This is a genomic window from Pontibacter sp. HJ8 (assembly GCF_054824225.1).
This window is the reverse complement of record NZ_JSYF01000343.1, coordinates 1-19,021: the sequence shown is the minus strand read 5'-3', so window position 1 is coordinate 19,021 and position 19,021 is coordinate 1. Positions and strand designations below refer to the sequence as shown.

Below are 19,021 nucleotides of genomic sequence, written 5' to 3'. Positions count from 1 at the left end.
GAACAGTGGAGCGCCGTAAAGTGCACCTGGTTCAAGCCGTTGGCTGCGTAGTTTCTATTGTAAGTATGACTTGCTATACCTGACAGCTATACCTCAGCTATATTGCCTATACCTGATGAATAGCAGTGGCAGTAAGTCCCCCTTCGAAGGGGGCAGGGGGATGAAGGTACTCCTGAAATGAAACAAGAACTGGAGCCACAATAAAAGACAGGCTCCCCGCCTTAGCAAGGAGTGGCAGTTGGAACCGGGGCTGCTCAATTATCTCTCTTAATTGAAATAAGTCGCTAGCCACTGAACCTGTTTTAATCCGAAACGATCTAAACCCGAAAAGCCGCAATGTCTGCGGCTTTTCGGGTTTATAGGGGGGAACTGGTAAACTCACAGTTTCATCCAGCGCTGTATTTCCTGGTCGGCAAAATGCTCATTGCGCCATCCCACAAATCTGCTTTTAGCCGTCGGGTTTTGGTGTACGAACCACTGTTGTAGTATTTCTTTTGCTGCCGGATAACGTGTGCTGAGACTGCCAAAATCAGTGGCATCGATGGTCCGCTCGCTGGGGCGTGCCGGGACAGCCACTATTTTGTGGTCCAGTTCTCCGTCTGTTTCCAGTTGCAGTACACCAATCGCGATCACCTCCATCACCGTGCCTGTCTCTACTCGTCCTGACAGCACCACGATCTCCAGTGGCTTGGCCTGCGCATTGGTCTCTGTAGACGGGATAAAGCCGAAGTTGGCAGGGTAGGGCAGAAAGTTGATGATACGGTCCTGGCCAGCCTGTTTGTCGGCTTCAAAGGCCTTTGTCTGCCGGTTGTAGCGGAGCTTAGTTGCATCGCCTGCTGGCACCTCTATGACTGCCTGCAGCTGCTTGCGGGGGGTATAGGTCGGTAGCGCGGTAAAGTCAGTCTGGCAGCCTGTAAGCAGCAGCAGTTGCAGGAGTAGCAACACAGAGCAGATTGAGGTTTTCATCTTAGGGCGAAGTAGAAAGGTATAGCTGCAAATATAGGAAGCCTTTCCGGAAGCCAAGGTATAGGCATAAAAAAGGAGTCGTTTGTTCAAAACGACTCCTTTTACTAAAACTATAGAAAACTTATGAAAACAGGTATTATCTTCTTTCTTTGATTCTTGCAGCCTTACCTTGCAATCCTCTCAGATAGTATAGTCTAGCTCTTCTTACTTTACCTTTTCTAATAAGCTCGATCTTCTCGATAGAAGGAGAAAGAAGCGGGAAAATACGCTCCAGGCCGATTTGATTAGATACTTTTCTTACAGTGAAAGTCTCACCGTTTGTGTTTACGTTTTTGCGCTGAATGACAACACCCTGGAACTGCTGGATACGCTCCTTATTACCCTCACGGATCTTAACGTGGATATTGATAGTATCGCCAGCTTGGAAAGTCGGGAACGAGGCGCGCTTGTCTGTAGATTCCTGCTCGATAAATTTAATTAATTCGCTCATGGCTATGTTGTTAAAGCTAAATATCTTCTTCAAAATTCGGACTGCAAAGATATGTAATTATTTATTACATATGAAGAGTTGCCGAAAAAAATTATTGTTTTTTGAAACCAATCCGGAGAAGTTGCTATACCGGCAGCCTCTGTCTTTGTTTCTATACCTTGATTTACTCATTGAGCAGGTCTGGCCGCCGCTGCCGGGTGCGTTCCACGGCTTGCTCAAAGCGCCATTCCTCTATTTTAGGTGCATCTCCCGAAAGCAGTATATCCGGCACCTGCATGCCTTTGTACTCGGCCGGGCGGGTATACACAGGCGGTGCCAGCAAGCCATCCTGGAATGAATCTGTCAGGGCAGAAGACTCGTCGTTCAATACACCCGGAATAATGCGGATGATGGCATCGGCCAGCACGGCTGCCCCCAGTTCACCACCCGATAGCACATAGTCGCCTATGCTAATCTCGTGCGTTACAAAGCGCTGGCGTACGCGCTCATCCACTCCTTTGTAGTGGCCACACAGGATGATCACGTTCTGCAGCAGCGAGAACTGGTTTACAATTTTTTGGTTGAGCGTTTCGCCGTCCGGTGTCATGTAGATGATGGCATCGTAGTCACGCACGGCTGTCAGCTCCGAAATAAGCTTGTCAATGGGTTCGATCATCATCACCATACCGGCTCCACCACCAAAGGCATAGTCATCGATCTGGCCATGCTTGTTGATGGCATACTTGCGCAGGTCGTGGATGTGAATCTCTACCAGGTTTTTTTGTTGCGCCCTTTTAAGAATAGAATGGCTGAAAGGACTTTCCAGCAGATCAGGCTGGCAACTGATAATGTCAAAGCGCATGTTACTTGTCGGTCTCCTCGTCCTTGTCGTCGGCGTCGTCCGGTTTGCCGGGTTGGGTATACACTTCGAGCAAACCCTCCGGCAGGTTCAGGTGTAATTCCTTTGCTTCATGGTCGGCGCGAAGGAATATTTCATCGGTCACAGGTATAAGCATTTCCTGCTCGTTGTATTCCATCGCCATCAGCTGCTGCTGCGGCATGTCGTAGAAATCTTTCACAGTGCCCAGGTTGCCATGGTTTTGGTCCACTACCTGGTAGCCGATCACTTCGTGGAAGTAAAACTGCCCTTCTTCCAACTCCGGAAGTTCGTCGAGTGGCAGGTATAGGCTGGTATTGCGCAGCTTCTCGGCCTGTTCGATCGTTTTGATATCCTCAAACTGGATAATAAAACGGCCTTTCTGCTGCGGCTCCATTTTTTCAATGAAAAATGGAGTCAGTCTTCCTCCTTGTTCGAGAAAAACTGACTCCAGATCATCATAATCTTCGGGATAGTCTACATCAAAGAATGCGACCACTTGCCCCTTGATGCCATGGGTTTTGACGATGTGACCTAACAGGAAGCAGTCATCAATATGCATGGCCGATTAAATTTATGCTTGCTCTTCAGTTGATTCACCTTCAGCAGCAGCCTCAGGAGCTTCCGGAGCTTCTTCAGCAGCAGGAGCTGCAGCAGCAACCTTGGCAGCTTCACGCTGACGGATAGCTTCTGCACGCGCTTCTTTCACTTTGGTCTCAGCTTCGAAAGCAGCCTTACGCTTCGCTTCTTTGTCTGTACCAAGTTGAGTACGCTTGCTTTCGATCTTCGCTTCTTTCGCGTTCTTCCACTCTTCGAAACGGGCATCAGCTGTTTCTTGTGTGATAGCGCCTTTTGCAACACCGATCTGCAGGTGTTTCTTGAAAAGAATGCCTCTGTAAGAAAGCATCGCTTTTACAGTGTCAGTTGGCTGTGCACCGTTCATCACCCACGTAAACGCCTTTTCTTCATTGAAGTCAATTGAAGCAGGGTTTGTGTTCGGGTTGTAAGTGCCCAGTTTCTCGATAAATTTACCATCACGTGGTGCACGAGCGTCAGCTACTACGATATCATAGATTGCTGCTTTTTTGCGGCCTCTGCGGGCCAGTCTGATTTTAACTGCCATTGTTTATATAAAATTTACGTCGCCGGATCCCGTCCGGCATTTTTTAGAACCGCAAAATTAGTGAAAAAATCTCAGATTGATAATTATTTTACAATAATTCACTTCAAAAGCTGCTGTAGCACAAGCAAAAAGCCCTCCGTTGCGGGAGGGCTTTGCTGGTATTCATATTAAGCGGCTGCTTTTGTTCTTGCCATCTTCACCTTTACCGGCTTTAGCTTGATGATGCTCAGCTTATCCAGCGTCCAGATCACCGGCCAGGTTGGGTCTACTTCCCACCACTTCACGCCGAAGTTCACACGGTTAGGCAGCTTGTGGTGGTTGTTCTGGAAAAGCTCACCGCCGGTCAGGAAATCAAAGAAAAGCGAATTGCGCGATTTGTCGTTGTTGTCGAAGTTCTGGTAGCCGTACTTGTGGCCGCTCCAGTTTACGATGGCACCGTGCACCGGGCCCATCAGGAAGTGCAATGGCAGCAGCAGGAACATCCACCACTGGGTAGCGAAAGCAATGTAGAACATCACATACGCCACACCCCAGCCAATACGGGAAACCTTCGAATCCCCAATCTTCTCGAGAACCGGCCATACCGGGTAGTCACCGTCAAAACGGCGCTCCGGCTCCACGCGGTGGTTGAGCACGTTGTTGTAGATCTCCTTTGTCTTCCACATCATCGTGAAAGCATTGTTGGAGAAGTGCGGCGAATGCGGGTCACGCTCGGTATCGGAGAAAGCGTGGTGCATGCGGTGTAGAATGGCATAGGCTCGTGGCGACAGGAAAGAGGAGCCCTGCGCAATATAGGTCAGCAGGTAAAATGCCTTTTCCCAAAAAGGGTTCATGGTGAACATCTTGTGCGCCGCATACCGATGCAGAAAGAAGGTCTGAACGAAGAGGGAAAGGTACCAGTGTAAAACAAAAAAGATGAGGATAGCCATTTAAAATAAAATGTGATAAATGTTTGATAGAATTCGGGTGCAGGCCGCTTCATCAGCAAAATGCCTGGCCGCACAAAATTACGACACGATTATATACAAAGTATAAATTCCTTTATAAAAGTTCAGAAAGGTGACGAAGATCATCTTCTGACAGAGCAGGTTTTACCTTATCGCCTGTGCTATACCTAGAAACGGGGCCCAGACAGCCGCATCCGGCAAGGGGGCACTGACCGAGATAATTGATTTGAGGGTCGGATGCTCGAACTGCAGCTGACGCGCATGGAGGGCAATGCTCTTGTCAGGCAGTGGCTGTTGTGCTCCATACCGGAGGTCACCGGCAATGAAGCAGTTAATGGATGCCAGCTGTACCCGTATCTGGTGCGGCCTGCCTGTGACAGGGTTTACTTCCAAAAGGTAACTTTTCTGGTGCTGCGCGAGCAGCCGGTAGCTTAGCTCTGAGCGCAGCCCGTTGCTGTTCTCCCGGGCATAAGCTTTGGTTACGTTGCGGGAGCTGTCCTTGATGAGCCAGTGAACGAGCGTCTGCTGCTCCACGGCCGGTTTATTCAGCACGACTGCCCAATAGGTTTTAACGGTTTTTTTGCTTCTGAAAAGCTCATTGAGCCGGGCGAGCGCCTTGGAGGTTTTGGCTAAAACCACGACTCCGCTTACGGGGCGGTCGAGGCGGTGCACCACCCCCACGAACACATTTCCCGGCTTGCTATACTTCTCTTTGATATAGGCCTTGGCCAGGTCAGCCAGGCACACATCCCCGGTTTCATCGCCATGCACCAGCAAGCCGGCAGGTTTGTTGACAACCAGCACATGGTTATCCTCAAAAAGTATGTCTAGCAAAGCCATGGGCTTTTGAGTTGGGAATTAGGAATTAAGAATTGTGGCATTCATGTTATATGATTTATACCTAAGCATGCCAGATGAATTGAAAGAGGTTAGTTGTGTAGCCTCGCTACCAGTCATTCCTGATTCTTAATTCCTAATTCTCAATTAATTTAATAAGCTTCTTTTTCGGTGGGGAAATCCTTGTTCTTCACATCCTGCACGTAGTTCTGTACGGCTTCTGTCATGATGCTGTGCAGGTCAGCGTAGCGGCGCAGGAAGCGTGGCTTGAACTCTTTGGTAATGCCGAGCATATCGTGGACGACCAGTACCTGCCCGTCCACGTGCGGGCCAGCGCCTATACCTATGATCGGGATCTCCAGGCTTTCGGCTACCTTTTTAGCCAGGGTAGAGGGTATCTTTTCCAGGACAATGGCAAAACAGCCCAGATCCTGCAGCAGTTTGGCATCGTCCAGCAGTTTCTGCGCTTCTGCTTCTTCTTTGGCGCGCACGGTGTAGGTGCCAAATTTATAGATCGACTGCGGCGTGAGGCCCAGGTGACCCATCACAGGAACACCGGCGCTCAGAATACGGGTTACGGATTCTTTGATTTCAGCCCCGCCTTCCAGTTTTATACCATGCGCACCAGACTCTTTCATGATGCGGATGGCAGAGCGCAGTGCTTCGGATGAGTTGCCCTGGTAAGAGCCAAAGGGCATGTCTACTACCACGAAGGCGCGCTTGGTAGCCCGCACGACAGAAGAGGCATGGTAGATCATCTGGTCCAGGGTGATCGGCAATGTGGTTTCGTGACCGGCCATGACGTTGGAAGCAGAGTCGCCTACCAATAAGACGTCTATACCTGCTGCATCCAGGATCGAAGCCATCGAAAAGTCATAGGCCGTGAGCATGGAGATCTTTTCGCCGCGCTCCTTCATGTTGTGGAGCTGATGCGTGGTAACTACTTTGACGTCGCGTTTATGAACTGACATAGTATGCTTTTTATTAGGTGATCTAACATTAAAATCATAACAAAAACAGCCACCTGTCTGGCATGTGGCTGTTACTGGTTTACCGGAAATTCATGCCTGATCTGTTTCTGGAAAGCTTCAGGTCGCGCAGGAGAGCAGACCGGGCGTTGATCGTTACGTTGTAGCCCCGCATGAGGCCGAAAGGTCTCCAGCCAATGCTCATCTCCCAGCAGTGCAGGTCACGGTAAATGTCCAGGCTGGCATTAGAGATGTTCTTGTTCGTGAAATCGTAGCCCGCCATGTAGCCTACTTTCCACTTTTCTGTAAAGTTCAGGGTTCCCTGCACGCCCAGGTTCTGTGTTATGTTACCTTCAGTGCTGGCAGTCCTGCTGCCAGTCCTTGCTGTGTAGAAGATGGTATAATCCAGACTCAGGGTCCAGGGAATGTTGAAGTCAACATAGTCCGGCATCAGCGGGTCTGTCGGGCTCATCATACCGGGCAGGTTGGTAGGAGGAGGCGTGTTGCTGGCCCTGGCCTCCGGGTTAAAGTTTGCCCGCATACTGAGCTGCGCGTTGGTGAGGCGGGCCAGTTTGAAACCAGGGCCATCCAGCGTATAGCGGTCAATGCGCCTGCCCTCCGCATCGAGCTGGTAGGGGTCAAAAGTAGAGTTTACGTTAATATCGATCAGCTTGAGCAGGCGCGTGTTCATGTTCACGTTGATCGGGCTGAGCTTGAGAGAGTCCGACGCAAAGTTGTAGAACGTGCTGATGCCCAGGTTGTCGATCAGGCTGACCTTTTCGAAGGCAGTGGCGGCAGAGTCAGATTTTGAGCGAACCTTCATTTCCACGCTGTTCTGTATACCTATGCTCATGCCGCTGGTCAGGCCACCCGAAGGCACGCTGCCGTTGAAGCGGGGCAGTGTCTGGTAAACAGGCAGGTTGGTCAGCGTATCTACGCCTACCTGGGCTGTCTGGAAGAACCCAAACCTTTCCTCATTGCCGAAGTTCGGACGGTAATTGTAGCCAATGCTCGGTCGCATTACATGTCGTATGGCTTGCACGCGTTTCCCTTTCAGATTCACCTGGCCATAAATGGTGGTGTTGAGGGAGGCTCCTGCATTGTACTCGTACACTCGGCCGAACTTGGCTGTATCAATTCGTACCTTCTGAGAATCAGGATCAAAACTGTACGTGAGCTTGTTGTCGAACCAGGACTCCCGGTAACTAACAGAAGGAGTCAGGTTAAAGAAACGTAGCACCTTGTAGTTGCCGAGTCCAATGTTGAAGTTATGATCGGCACTTTTGCGGCCATTCTTCCACAGCTGGTCCAGGTTGTCGAAGTTGAGCGCAAAACTGGTGTCCCTTTCTGTACCTCCCACGATTGGTACAGTACCCAATCTCCGGGCTGCAACTGAGTTGGAAACCTCGTTGCGTGCCCGCAGGTTATACCCGAAAGTAAAGTTTTCAAACCAGCGGCCTGTAGGTACATTCTTAGAGAATATCTCATATAAGCTCATCTGGGTCATGGCAAAGTTCAGGTCCGGCAGAACGAACCTCATAATGGTTGGTGCAGGCTTTCCATCGCTGGTAAAACCCCCGTTGTTCTGGCCCTGGCTCAGGGTCGCCGTGTAGCTGAACGGAGTATTCTGAATATTTTTCTGGTAGGTAATAGTCGAGTTGAACGTTGGTGTCAGGTACTGCCCCGGGCTGTTGTAGTTGACCCGGTTGTGCTGGCTGCTGCCCGCCCGCACGTTGGCCGAAAAGCGTCCCCTGCCTGGCTTCTGCACCGGGCTGTGCGACCAGTTAATGAAGGCAGTGCGCTGGGTGGGCGGCAGGCCGCTCCGGTCGTTGGTGGATCGGCTGGGGTCTGCTACATCCGCTTCGTCATTTTTGAAGTAGTCGTAGCTGATGTTGAAGTTGCCCCGGTAAGAATAGCGGTTAATGTAGGTATTGTCAACTGTCACTTTGTAGCCGCCCAGTGAGTAAATGTCGCCTGTGATGCGGGTACCGATGTAATCGTTTAGGGCCAGGTAATAGCCGCCGTTGCTCAGGTAGAAACCCCGGGCGCGTGACTCTCCGAAAGTAGGCATGATCACACCCGAGGAGCGTTTGTTACGCGGCGTCGGGAAGAGGCCGAACAGAAAACCGAGCGGCGTAGGTATATCCGCGATCACGAGGTTGAAAGGCCCGGACATGATCTTGTCGTTGGGTATGGCCTTGATCTTACCGGCGTTGATGTAAAAGTGGGGGTGCTCCAGGTTACAGGTCGTGTACTTGTTGTGCAGGCCGAATATTTCATTCTGCTCATTTTTTTTCACCACTTCCGAGTGTATGTATCCCTCGCCCTGCTGCGTTACTACTTCGGCTATGCGGCCCTTGCGGGTCTTGTAGTTATAGGCAATGCGCTTGGCAGCATAAGTTTCTGCTCCATCTTTAAATACCGGAGTGCCAACCTCTTTGCCGGTGGAGTCGGTGAGCGTCTCGGCTGTAAGGGTATTGGTCTCGTAATCGATCTGGATGTAGGCGGCTGTCAGTTCCATGGTGCCATAATTGATCTTGGCATCTCCATATAGATGTACTACCTTGCGGTCTACCTCAAATTGCATGGAGTCTCTGGCAGAATATTTGATTGTCGTCTCGATGTCGCCTTTGGGTACAGTAGCCGTAAGGCTGTCCTGGGCGGGGGAGATACTGACCGTATCTTTAGGTGTGGCAGCAGGCCGCCTTACTCTTTGCCCCAACACGGGGAGGGCAGAGAGAACGACAAGCTGTTGCAACAGCAAAAAAATCAAAATGTGGCGTAACTTCTTCAGACTTCCCTAAAGTTTTATTTATTTTGTACAAAGTTATTGTTTTAGCTTTTAACTAACGAGCGTTGTGAGAAATATTGTTACTATTTCAATCCTGTCCCTTATTTTACTACTATGCTCCTCAAATAAACTTGAGTACCGCAAAGCGTACAAGCTGCGAACGGTGGTGATCGATGCCGGTCACGGGGGCAAAGACATCGGCTGTAACGGCAAAGTTTCCCATGAAGCGGATGTCGCCCTGAAGCTGGCGCTGCAGGTAGGGAGCCTGATCGAAAAAAATCTGCCGGATGTGAAGGTGGTGTATACCCGGCAGGACGACACCTTTGTAGAGCTCATCGACCGGGCAGGTATTGCCAACAAAAACAACGCAGACCTCTTTATTTCCATTCACCTCAACGCCGGCCCACCGGCTGCCTTTGGTACCGAAACCTATACCATGGGGTTGCATACCACAAGCGGGAACCTGGCGGTAGCCAAACGGGAAAACGCGGTTATCTTGCAGGAAGACGACTACAAGGAAAAATATGGTGGGTTTGACCCCAGCTCCCCACAGAGTCATATCATGTTTGCGCTCCACCAGAGTGCCTACATCGATAACAGCCTCCGGTTTGCCCAGAAAGTTGAAAACGAGTTCAAAACCCGTGTGGGTCGTACGAGCCGTGGCGTGAAGCAGGCAGGCTTTTTGGTGTTGTGGAAATCGTATATGCCAAGCGTTCTGATCGAAGCAGGATTCCTGACAAATCCTACGGAAGAAAAATTCCTTAACGATAAGACGGGGCAGACGTATATGGCATCAGGTATATATCGTGCCCTCAAGGATTACAAACAAGAACTTGAGGCCATGAATTAATACTAAACCCAAAAATTCCTACGTGAATATATCCAAAGAAATCAAAGTTGCCCTGTTAGGTATAGTGGCACTCGTTATTCTGTATTTCGGGTTTATATACCTGAAAGGCTCAGACCTTTTCTCCAAATCGAATTCTTTTTATGTTGTTTATGAAAATGTAGACGGCCTTTCTGTTTCTAATCCGGTTGTACTCAACGGTATACAGGTAGGTCATGTCAAGAACCTGACGCTCCTGACCGAAAGGGGAAACCAGATCAGGGTGGACCTGGAAGTGCGCAAAGATCTGCAGATCGGGGACTCTACCATCGCCAGTCTGGGCAACTCGGACCTGCTGGGGAGCAAAGCCATTACGCTCTATCTCCGCAACAACAAGAAGGTTTACAACGGGGGGGAAGAACTCATATCGTTCAAGGAAACAAGTATAGCCGATATGCTCTCTTCCAAATCGGTGCCTGTAATTGATAAGGTCGATACAACCCTGGCGCGCGTCAACAGGCTGCTGGACAGTGAGGCAAAGAATAATTTGCAGGCCATACTGGCAAACTCGAATGAAACATCGAAAGCTGTAAACGAGATACTGCGTGAAAATCAGCAGAACGTCAACCAGATCACCCGAAACCTCAGCCAACTGACAGTGGCCCTGAAACAGACCCAGCGTAACATCGATCGTCTTGCCCTGAATATGGTGGAGATAACCGATACGCTGAAGCAGGTAGAATACACCAAATTGGTGAAAGATGCCAACGCTGCCGTGAATCAACTGGAGATGGCGGTTTCCAAGCTAAACTCAAACGAAGGCTCATTGGGCAAGCTGATGAACGATGAGGAGCTGTACCAGAACATGAACCGTTCTACAGAAGCGCTCAACATGCTGCTGCGCGACATACAGGCTTATCCGAAGCGGTATGTGCAATTCTCGCTCATCGGCCGCAAAGACAAGTATAAGGTGGACGCTACAGGGCGTGTGATCACCCTGGAAGAAGTTAAGGAGCTGCAGAACGACAACCCGGACGGGTTCCGACGTCCTGTGCAGGATTCGGTGAGCGCGCCGTCATCAGATACCACAAAAAGGCAATAAGGCATCTTGTAAAAATTGTATATTTGTAGAATCCGCCCTTAAAGCGGATTTTTCATTGTAAACACTTTCTCATTCACTACGACCCTTCATGGATATCGAATTTAATAAGAACGAAGACGCTCTGAAACAGCTGAGTTACCTGCTGAAAAGCAAACTAAGTAAGGTATACCTGGGTGGCGGCGAGAAGCGCATTCAGAAAGAGCATGAAAAGGGCAAGATGACGGCCCGCGAACGTATAGCTTACCTGCTGGACGAAGGTTCTGAATTTCTGGAGGTAGGCGCCTTTGCCGGCGATGGCATGTACCAGGAAGTAGGCGGCTGCCCGAGCGGCGGTGTGGTGACAGGTATAGGCTACATCAAAGGACGGCAGTGTGTGGTGGTAGCCAATGATGCCACCGTGAAAGCCGGCGCCTGGTTCCCGATCACGGCCAAGAAGAACCTGCGTGCACAGGAGATCTCGATTGAGAACAAACTGCCGATCGTATACCTGGTAGACAGCGCCGGTGTGTTCTTGCCGATGCAGAACGAAATATTTCCGGACAAAGAGCACTTTGGCCGCATGTTCCGCAACAATGCCGTGATGAGCTCAATGGGGATCGTACAGATAGCGGCCATCATGGGCAGCTGTGTGGCCGGTGGCGCCTATCTTCCTATTATGAGCGACGAAGCCCTGATCGTGGAAGGCACGGGTTCGGTCTTCCTAGGTGGCTCTTACCTGGTAAAATCAGCCATCGGGGAAACCATCGATAATGAGACACTGGGGGGCGCTGCAACGCACTGCGAAATCTCCGGGGTGACCGACTACAAGTGCAAAGACGACAAAGAAGCGCTCGATCATATCCGCACTATATTTGACAAACTAGGTGACAACCCGAAAGCGGGTTTTAGCCGCAATGCGCCTGCTGCTCCCAGGCTGGATGAGAAAGAGATCTATGGCCTGTTGCCTTCTGATCGTACCAAGCCCTACGATATGATGGATATCATCCTGCGGCTGGTAGATAACTCGGAATTTGAGCCTTACAAAGACCTTTATGGGCAGACCCTGATCTGTGGCCTGGGCCGCATCGATGGTTGGGCAGTAGGTATAGTGGCCAATCAGCGTAAGATCGTCAAGAGCAAGAAAGGCGAGATGCAGATGGGGGGCGTGATCTATTCCGACTCAGCTGACAAAGCAGCGCGTTTTATCATGAACTGCAACCAGAAGAAGATACCGCTGGTGTTCCTGCAGGACGTATCCGGCTTTATGGTAGGCAGCAAGGCCGAGCACGGCGGCATCATCAAGGATGGCGCCAAGATGGTCAGTGCCATGGCCAACTCGGTCGTGCCGAAGTTCACGGTCCTGATCGGCAACAGCTACGGGGCCGGTAACTATGCCATGTGCGGCAAAGCCTACGACCCGCGCCTGATTTACTCCTGGCCGACGGCGCAACTGGCAGTGATGAGCGGTGCGGCGGCGGCTAAAACGCTGCTGCAAATACAGGTATCGGCCTTGAAATCCAAAGGAGAAGAAATAACCCCGGAGGCGGAGCAGGAACTGCTGGAGCGCATCACAGACAAGTATAACGAGGAGCTGTCGCCGTATTATGCAGCCGCCCGGCTGTGGGTTGACGGCATCATTGACCCGCTGGAGACGCGCAAAGTGATTTCGATGGGCATTGAAGCCGCCAACCATGCCCCGATCGAAAAGCCTTACAACGTAGGCGTGATCCAGACCTGAAGCTGAAAAGAATTAGGCATTAAAAATTGGAAATCGACCGTACAAGGGATTATGTGGATAGAGAGAACTTAATCTCTAATTTTGCTTTTTAATTAAATTATTAGCGTGACGAAGAATGAGATAAAGGCACTGATCTCGCTGCTGGATGACATTGACTATGAGGTTGCCTCGCATGTAGAGCAGAAGATCGTGTCGCTTGGAGAGAGTATTATACCTTTTTTAGAGGAAGAATGGGAAGAGACACTGGACTCGGATCTTCAGAAAAAAATTGAGGACCTGATCCATAATCTTCAGTTTGAGGGGTTGTTGCAGCGGCTGAAAGACTGGAAAGAAGGCGGTGGCCAGGACCTGATCGAAGGGATGTGGCTCGTGAATACGTACATGTACCCCGATGTGGAGTTGTCGACGCTGACCCGGTCCATCGAGCAGTTATACTTCGATGCCTGGACGCACATGAAGGAAAGTATGCATCCGTATGACCAGGTGAAGGCGCTCAACAATGTGCTTTTCCGGGAAAAACGGTTTTCTGCCAATACCAAGAATTTTCATTCGCCTTCCAACTCGATGCTGCACCTGGCCCTGGAAACCAAGCGGGGCAACCCGCTCACGCTTTGCGTCATCTACATGACCATTGCGCAGAAGCTGGACTTACCGGTATATGGCGTTAACCTTCCCAACCTATTCATCCTGACCTATAAGCTGGACGGTGTGCAGTTTTACATCAATGTCTACAACAAGGGACTGATGCTCTCCAAGGCCGATATCGACAACTACATTGTGCAGCTGAACCTGAACCCGGTAGATATCTTCTATGAGCCCTGCTCCAACGTCGAGATCGTGAAACGAGCATTGCGGAACCTGGCTTTTTCCTTTGAGAAAACCAATGATCTGGAGAAGGCCACGGAAGTAACCAAGCTGCTCACGGCCATTTCGGATGATGATCCTGCCATCTAGCATTTTAAAATTGAGCAAAAAAAGGCCGACCCAGTAACTGGATCGGCCTTTTTTATATTCGGAGACCTGTGTCTTTTTAGTACTTTTTAATGATACAGCCTGTGGCCCGTTTGTCGGAAGTGCTCACGGGTTTATTGGCCAGCACCTCATCTATCACGCTCTTCAGGTAGTTGCTCTTTACATTACTTGCTACCTGCGGATTGTCATCGATAGCACCTTTGTACTTCAGCACAAATTCGCCGTTGGTGTTGTGCAATACAAACACTTCCGGCGTTTTGGTAGCACCGAACTGCTGGCTGATCTTCTGGCCTTCATCCACCAGGTATGGGAAGCTGTAATTCTTGGATGCCAGGTCTTCGGGTTTGTCACTTCCTTCGCCAAGGCCAACGCCCGGGTTGATGAAAACAAACTGTACGCCCCGGGGCGCATAGGTGCCCGAAAGAGTCACCAGCCTGTTCTCGTACAGCTTGGCGTAAGGACACTGGTTGTTGGTAAATACCAGCACCACCGTCTTGCTGTTGGCAAAATCGCTGAGTGAGACAGATTTGTTCTGGCTGTCTTTGAGTGAGAAGTCAGCTACTTTACTACCCAGCTGATAGCTGCCGCCCTGGGCGAAAACGCTGGCCGTTACCAGAAAGGCTACGGCAAAAGAAGCTAGGTATTTCATAGAATTAAGTTAAGGTTGCTACTGTTTTAAAATGAACGATCTATACTATACGTGAGCACATGATCAAGCAATTGTTCGTGGTGAATCTGATACAATTTAGAAAATTTATCAGTAACAACACGACCTTGCAGCAAGTTGTTTTCTGAGCCATCTGCCGGCTCTACAAACAGGTTCTCTTTAAACACCAGCTGCTTTTTACTGTACATTTTGTACAAAGTTTCTTTGGCACTCCAGTACAGGCAGGTTTGCTGTTCATCATCGGCGGTCAGTGCCCGTTCCCGCGCTGTGAGAAACTTGTCTGCTACACGCAGTGCCTTCGGGCTTATGAGTTCAATATCTATGCCAACCTCAAATTTATTTGAAAGTATAACTGCGGCCAGGTGCGGGGAGTGCGTAATGGACAGATGCAGCCCCTTTTGCTCAAACACAGGCCTGCCGGAAACATCGCGAAGCAGGGACAGCGGCGCTTCGGTAAAGTGGCGCAGCAACTGGTAGACCAGCACCCTGCTCGCCAGCCACTCTCTTTGCCGGCGCGGGTGCGTGTGTACCAAGGCCTCTTCCGGATTAAAATGGGAAGGCAAGGTACGCAGGAGCTCTTCCGGTCGTTCTTCTAAAGACCACACCCCGATCAGGGTATGAGCATCGAGTTCGCGGGTATGGAGGAGTGGCATAACGGGAGGAGGTATTTTTAGAAGACAAGGTAAGGGTTCGCCTCTTTTGTTGTAAATTTAGTCAAAAATCAGGAGGAAAGAACAAAACCCATGGCCAGCAACATACATGTTCAGAAACTAGCCACCCTCACCGGTCACCGCGACTGCGTGTATACCCTGGAAGGCGCTGCTGATCCCAGCATCGTGTACTCAGCCGGGAGTGATGGCATGGTGGCTGCCTGGGACCTCAATCAGCCGGATACCGGGGAGCTGATCGCCCGCGTGACCACTTCTGTATACGCACTACGCGCTATACCTGAGCGGGCTTTGCTCCTGATCGGGCAGAACATGGAAGGGCTGCAGGTGATAGACCTCAAGAGCAAAACGATCCTTAGATCGGTTGCACTACCCAAAGTAGCGATCTTCGACATCACCTTTGTGGCAGAGACAGACCGTATTTATGTGGCGCTCGGCAACGGAGGCATCGCCGTGATCGGCGCCACAGACTTCGAACTTCTGACAATGGTGCGCAAGTCAGAACAAAGCGTACGCTGCCTCGCCTACAACCGTGCGACCCATGAACTGGCCGCTGGCTACAGCGACCACCGCGTGCGGGTATACGATGTAACCAGCCTCGAGCTGAAGTATGAGCTGGATGCGCATACCAACTCTGTGTTTACGGTGGCTTACTCGCCGGACGGTGCGCTGCTGCTCACAGCCGGCCGCGACGCCCACCTACGGGTATGGAAAGTACAGGAAAAATACAAAGAGCGGGGCTATGTGATCGCGCATATGTATACAGTCAATCATATAACCTACAGCCCGGATGGCCGCTATTTTGCCAGCTGCAGCATGGATAAATCCATAAAGCTGTGGGACGCAAAAACCTTTAAGCTGCTCAAGGTTATTGATAAAGTCCGAAATGCCAGCCACAGCACCTCTGTCAATAAATTATTTTGGTCGGCTCATCAGAATCAGTTAGTTTCGTGTAGCGATGACCGGACCATTTCGGTTTGGGATATAAATTTCAGTTTGGATTATGAAGATTACACCGTTAGAGATCAGGCAAAAGACATTTGAGAAGGCATTCAGAGGATTAGACAAGGATGAAGTAAATGCTTTTTTGCTGACCTTATCGCAGCAGTGGGAAAAATTGCTGGATGAGAACAAGGACCTGCGCGCCAAACTGGAGGCGGCTCATCGCGAAACGCAGAAGCTGCGCGAGGTGGAGTCATCGCTATACAGAACCTTGAAAACAGCCGAAGATACCGGCAACAGCATACTGGAGCAGGCCAATAAATCTTCGGAACTGAAACTGCGCGAAGCACAACTGCAGGCAGATCAGCTTATGAGTATGGCACGCAACCAGGCACGCACGGTGCTGGAAGAATCCAAAAAGCAGTCGGAGCAGGTGGTGAGTGAAATGCAGCAGGAAGTAAAAGCCCTGGAGCAGGATTATCAGCGACTGGAAACCTATCTGGATACAATGGTGCGCGATCTGAAGAACCTGGCAAACGAGGCGCTGGAGAAGGCAGAAAAGACAAAGGCAAAACCTAAAACTACTACATCCAGTATTCTTTCAAGAGCAGCCGATGTACGGGCACATCAGCCTGAACTGCTGCAAAACCTGAGAGATATGGATACGACAGCTTCAAATAGAACAATACAGTTGCCTGAAACAACTGATTCTGCAGTGACTTCCGCTACACTGGTAACCGGACACGGATATGATCCGATCGGAGATCCGGCGCCGGATGTGACGCAGCCTCACCCGGAAATCCCGAACCCGGTGACCCCTGTACCCGACATACCCGGACCTGAGATCGAGCAGCCAAAGCCTGACTTCCCAGGCACCGTGCCGGCTCCTGAAATCGAGCGTCCTATACCTGATATTCAGCCAGTAACGCCTGATAAGCCGGAAGTACAGCCACCGATGACAGAGCCTTCGCGCAACCTGGCCGACTGGGCTAAGAGCAGAGAAAAAGCAGGCTCTTTCTTTGACGAAATAAGCTAAGCACGACCGATGGGACAGATCGCACTGGAGGGGATGGAGTTTTTTGCCTTCCATGGCTACTACGACGAGGAGCAGAAGATCGGCAACAAGTACGGCATCGACCTGATTATCCAGACAGACCTGCGCCGTGCTGCCGAGACTGACGATTTGCACCAGACGGTAAACTATGAAGTGCTGTATGCGCTGGCGCTGGAGGAAATGAAAACACCCGCCCGCCTGCTGGAGCACCTGGGACACCGCATCATCGACAGGATCTATGATCGTTTTCCGTTCGTGCAGTCTGTCAAGGTACATGTATACAAGTTCAACCCTCCGCTGGGCGGCATCTGCAAATGGGCCAAGGTCACGTTGGAAGAAGCCAGATAAAGAGTTTACTTATTGATTAGAGAGCAGCCGGTTCAGCAATGTATCGGCTGTTTTCGTTTTATTCAGTTTGCTATACCTAGTTTGCTATACCCGTAGGAGTAGATGATCCTGTCATTTCGACCACGCCCGAGAGGTGAGTCGAAGGGGCGAGCGTAGCTCAGAGAAATTTGGAATATGGTGGGAGCTGTGTAAGTGCCAGTTTGTCTACTTGTATTCAGAATGGCTTTTGAGAAAGCGCTATACCTGGAGTGAAGGGAATGAGGGCGAGAGGGGCTATACCAGTTTTAATAACTCTGCCGCCGCTGCAAACGCTGATTTATGACCTTCCTGTACCTGCCGGGCTATACCTGGCAATTGGTCTTTGACCTGCTGGTGCGCATAAAAATTTTCTTCGAGCCCCTGGCGGATGGCCTCATACATCCACTGCAGGTTCTGGTCGCGACGCTTCTTTTCGAAAAAGCCGTTTTGCTGCGTCAGTTCCAGGTACTCGGCTATACCTTGCCAGATGGTATCGAGCCCGCTTTGCTCCACTGCAGAGCACACGGATACTTTGGGCAGCCAGCCCGAAGACGCCATCGGGTAGAGGTGCAGGGCGTTCTGGTATTCGGCGCGGGCAGCCTTCGCTTTCATCGCATTGGAACCATCCGCTTTGGTGATCGCAATGGCATCGGCCATCTCCATGATACCACGCTTGATGCCTTGCAATTCATCGCCGGCACCGGCCAGCATAAGCAGCAGAAAGAAGTCCACCATGGCATGCACCGCCGTTTCGGATTGACCGACCCCTACGGTTTCTACAATCACGGCATCAAAACCTGCGGCCTCGCAGAGGATGATGGTTTCGCGGGTGCTGCGGGTGACGCCTCCCAGAGACTTTCCAGCAGGAGAGGGGCGGATGAAGGCCTGCGGATTGATGGACAGCGATTCCATACGGGTCTTGTCTCCCAGTATGCTGCCACCGGTCCGCTGGCTGGTGGGGTCTATGGCTAGCACCGCCAGCTTTTTGCCCTGTTCCCGGATGAGATAGTTTCCGAAAGACTCAATGAAGGTGCTTTTGCCTACTCCGGGCACGCCGGTTATACCTATCCGCACAGAATGGCCGGCATGCGGCAGCACTTGGTTGATCACCTCCTGCGCCAGTTCCATATCAGAAGCGAGTTTGCTTTCTACCAGCGTAATGGCGCGGCTGAGCATCACACGGTCTCCGGCCAGAATGCCCGCTACATACTTATCCGCATCGAAACGTTTTACCAAGGCGCTAAAACTACAGGTATAGACATGATTGTTTTACAAATTTAGAATTTATGTGTTACGGAGCCAGCTTATTTGTGGGGAATACTGTGGTGGATCAATTAGGTAGAAGCGACGAATTGCTTAAGTTGGTGCTGTAGCTCTGGGGTTCATGAATGGCTGGCTGTAACTATACCTGCTTGTGCGAGCTTGCCGCTCATATCCTGCTTAGCTGTATAGCTGCGGCTTCATCTGATTCATACCTAAATTGTTTCATAATTTCGCCTGTGCGGCGGGCACTTACTTTTCTCATCAAGGAGAAAAGTAAGCAAAAGAATCAAGACGCTTTTAAACTCGCTGAACGCTCAAACACAAAATCGTCAGTAGTGCACCTGGTAGTGGCTATACCTTCGTAGCTGAGGTTGTAAGTTAGTCTGGCTATACCTGCCAGCTATACCTGCTGCAACATAGCTTATACCTGCTGATTAGTAGCGGCAGAAAGTCCCCCTTCGAAGGG

19 protein-coding genes are annotated in these 19,021 nt (G+C 50.6%); 7 read left to right on the top strand and 12 right to left on the bottom strand.

The window, feature by feature from the left end; all coding sequences use genetic code 11:
- Positions 1-378: 378 nt before the first annotated feature.
- From OB13_RS14900 to OB13_RS14860, 9 genes are all read right to left on the bottom strand, one after another.
- A complete protein-coding gene (locus OB13_RS14900) occupies positions 379-1,056 on the bottom strand; it encodes an inorganic diphosphatase (RefSeq protein ID WP_461490966.1) in 678 nt (225 codons plus the stop codon).
- Between the two features lie 46 nt (positions 1,057-1,102).
- Positions 1,103-1,456 carry a 50S ribosomal protein L19 gene (gene rplS / locus OB13_RS14895; protein ID WP_461490965.1) on the bottom strand — a complete coding sequence of 118 codons (354 nt, stop codon included), beginning with the start codon at positions 1,454-1,456 and terminating at the stop codon, positions 1,103-1,105.
- A gap of 163 nt (positions 1,457-1,619) precedes the next feature.
- Complete coding sequence (gene trmD, locus OB13_RS14890; RefSeq protein WP_461490964.1) at positions 1,620-2,297, bottom strand: tRNA (guanosine(37)-N1)-methyltransferase TrmD; 678 nt, start codon at positions 2,295-2,297, stop codon at positions 1,620-1,622.
- 1 nt (position 2,298) lies between these two features.
- Complete coding sequence (gene rimM / locus OB13_RS14885) at positions 2,299-2,874, bottom strand: ribosome maturation factor RimM (RefSeq protein WP_461490963.1); 576 nt, start codon at positions 2,872-2,874, stop codon at positions 2,299-2,301.
- Positions 2,875-2,886: 12 nt separating this feature from the next.
- Positions 2,887-3,435: a 30S ribosomal protein S16 gene (locus OB13_RS14880; protein ID WP_461490962.1), complete on the bottom strand. Its 549-nt coding sequence runs from the start codon at positions 3,433-3,435 to the stop codon at positions 2,887-2,889.
- A 167-nt stretch (positions 3,436-3,602) separates the two neighbouring features.
- Complete coding sequence (locus OB13_RS14875; RefSeq protein WP_461490961.1) at positions 3,603-4,364, bottom strand: acyl-CoA desaturase; 762 nt, start codon at positions 4,362-4,364, stop codon at positions 3,603-3,605.
- A gap of 162 nt (positions 4,365-4,526) precedes the next feature.
- The gene (locus OB13_RS14870) at positions 4,527-5,222 is read right to left on the bottom strand and encodes an RluA family pseudouridine synthase (RefSeq protein ID WP_461490960.1); all 696 of its coding nucleotides are present in this window, start codon (positions 5,220-5,222) and stop codon (positions 4,527-4,529) included.
- A 149-nt stretch (positions 5,223-5,371) separates the two neighbouring features.
- Complete coding sequence (gene panB / locus OB13_RS14865) at positions 5,372-6,190, bottom strand: 3-methyl-2-oxobutanoate hydroxymethyltransferase (protein ID WP_461490959.1); 819 nt, start codon at positions 6,188-6,190, stop codon at positions 5,372-5,374.
- 79 nt (positions 6,191-6,269) lie between these two features.
- Positions 6,270-8,909, bottom strand: coding sequence for a putative LPS assembly protein LptD (locus tag OB13_RS14860; RefSeq protein WP_461490958.1), 2,640 nt, complete (start codon positions 8,907-8,909; stop codon positions 6,270-6,272).
- 136 nt (positions 8,910-9,045) lie between these two features.
- Here OB13_RS14860 and OB13_RS14855 point away from each other — a divergent pair, with 136 nt between their 5' ends.
- The 4 genes from OB13_RS14855 (at position 9,046) to OB13_RS14840 (ending at position 13,577) form a co-directional block, all read left to right on the top strand.
- Positions 9,046-9,828 carry an N-acetylmuramoyl-L-alanine amidase family protein gene (locus tag OB13_RS14855; RefSeq protein ID WP_461490957.1) on the top strand — a complete coding sequence of 261 codons (783 nt, stop codon included), beginning with the start codon at positions 9,046-9,048 and terminating at the stop codon, positions 9,826-9,828.
- Between the two features lie 22 nt (positions 9,829-9,850).
- On the top strand, positions 9,851-10,906 hold the full coding sequence (locus OB13_RS14850; RefSeq protein ID WP_461490956.1) for an MlaD family protein: 1,056 nt from the start codon (positions 9,851-9,853) through the stop codon (positions 10,904-10,906).
- Between the two features lie 88 nt (positions 10,907-10,994).
- Positions 10,995-12,623: an acyl-CoA carboxylase subunit beta gene (locus OB13_RS14845; protein ID WP_461490955.1), complete on the top strand. Its 1,629-nt coding sequence runs from the start codon at positions 10,995-10,997 to the stop codon at positions 12,621-12,623.
- Between the two features lie 105 nt (positions 12,624-12,728).
- The gene (locus tag OB13_RS14840) at positions 12,729-13,577 is read left to right on the top strand and encodes a transglutaminase-like domain-containing protein (protein WP_461490954.1); all 849 of its coding nucleotides are present in this window, start codon (positions 12,729-12,731) and stop codon (positions 13,575-13,577) included.
- A gap of 76 nt (positions 13,578-13,653) precedes the next feature.
- Here the strand turns inward: OB13_RS14840 and OB13_RS14835 are convergent, their stop codons facing one another.
- A complete protein-coding gene (locus OB13_RS14835; protein WP_461490953.1) occupies positions 13,654-14,244 on the bottom strand; it encodes a thioredoxin family protein in 591 nt (196 codons plus the stop codon).
- A 26-nt stretch (positions 14,245-14,270) separates the two neighbouring features.
- The gene (locus OB13_RS14830; RefSeq protein WP_461490952.1) at positions 14,271-14,915 is read right to left on the bottom strand and encodes a 4'-phosphopantetheinyl transferase family protein; all 645 of its coding nucleotides are present in this window, start codon (positions 14,913-14,915) and stop codon (positions 14,271-14,273) included.
- Between the two features lie 90 nt (positions 14,916-15,005).
- Here OB13_RS14830 and OB13_RS14825 point away from each other — a divergent pair, with 90 nt between their 5' ends.
- From OB13_RS14825 to folB, 3 genes are read left to right on the top strand one after another with little or no spacing between them, the layout of a single operon-like run.
- Complete coding sequence (locus OB13_RS14825) at positions 15,006-15,974, top strand: WD40 repeat domain-containing protein (protein WP_461490951.1); 969 nt, start codon at positions 15,006-15,008, stop codon at positions 15,972-15,974.
- Positions 15,934-16,908: a DivIVA domain-containing protein gene (locus OB13_RS14820; RefSeq protein WP_461490950.1), complete on the top strand. Its 975-nt coding sequence runs from the start codon at positions 15,934-15,936 to the stop codon at positions 16,906-16,908. Before OB13_RS14825 ends, OB13_RS14820 begins: the two co-directional genes overlap by 41 nt.
- A gap of 9 nt (positions 16,909-16,917) precedes the next feature.
- Positions 16,918-17,274 (top strand): dihydroneopterin aldolase, encoded by a 357-nt coding sequence (gene folB / locus OB13_RS14815; protein WP_461490949.1) that lies wholly within the window; start codon positions 16,918-16,920, stop codon positions 17,272-17,274.
- 273 nt (positions 17,275-17,547) lie between these two features.
- On the opposite strand, the gene meaB is transcribed toward folB, so the two are convergent.
- On the bottom strand, positions 17,548-18,528 hold the full coding sequence (gene meaB / locus OB13_RS14810) for a methylmalonyl Co-A mutase-associated GTPase MeaB (protein ID WP_461490948.1): 981 nt from the start codon (positions 18,526-18,528) through the stop codon (positions 17,548-17,550).
- Positions 18,529-19,021 lie beyond the last annotated feature (493 nt).

Excerpts from the sequence above, each read along its gene's own strand:
- rplS (WP_461490965.1), bottom strand. The coding sequence starts at position 1,456 with ATGAGCGAATTAATTAAATTTATCGAGCAGGAATCTACAGACAAGCGC.
- trmD (WP_461490964.1), bottom strand. The coding sequence starts at position 2,297 with ATGCGCTTTGACATTATCAGTTGCCAGCCTGATCTGCTGGAAAGTCCT.
- rimM (WP_461490963.1), bottom strand. The coding sequence starts at position 2,874 with ATGCATATTGATGACTGCTTCCTGTTAGGTCACATCGTCAAAACCCAT.
- OB13_RS14880 (WP_461490962.1), bottom strand. The coding sequence starts at position 3,435 with ATGGCAGTTAAAATCAGACTGGCCCGCAGAGGCCGCAAAAAAGCAGCA.
- OB13_RS14875 (WP_461490961.1), bottom strand. The coding sequence starts at position 4,364 with ATGGCTATCCTCATCTTTTTTGTTTTACACTGGTACCTTTCCCTCTTC.
- OB13_RS14870 (WP_461490960.1), bottom strand. The coding sequence starts at position 5,222 with ATGGCTTTGCTAGACATACTTTTTGAGGATAACCATGTGCTGGTTGTC.
- panB (WP_461490959.1), bottom strand. The coding sequence starts at position 6,190 with ATGTCAGTTCATAAACGCGACGTCAAAGTAGTTACCACGCATCAGCTC.
- OB13_RS14845 (WP_461490955.1), top strand. The coding sequence starts at position 10,995 with ATGGATATCGAATTTAATAAGAACGAAGACGCTCTGAAACAGCTGAGT.
- OB13_RS14835 (WP_461490953.1), bottom strand. The coding sequence starts at position 14,244 with ATGAAATACCTAGCTTCTTTTGCCGTAGCCTTTCTGGTAACGGCCAGC.
- OB13_RS14830 (WP_461490952.1), bottom strand. The coding sequence starts at position 14,915 with ATGCCACTCCTCCATACCCGCGAACTCGATGCTCATACCCTGATCGGG.
- OB13_RS14825 (WP_461490951.1), top strand. The coding sequence starts at position 15,006 with ATGGCCAGCAACATACATGTTCAGAAACTAGCCACCCTCACCGGTCAC.
- OB13_RS14820 (WP_461490950.1), top strand. The coding sequence starts at position 15,934 with ATGAAGATTACACCGTTAGAGATCAGGCAAAAGACATTTGAGAAGGCA.
- folB (WP_461490949.1), top strand. The coding sequence starts at position 16,918 with ATGGGACAGATCGCACTGGAGGGGATGGAGTTTTTTGCCTTCCATGGC.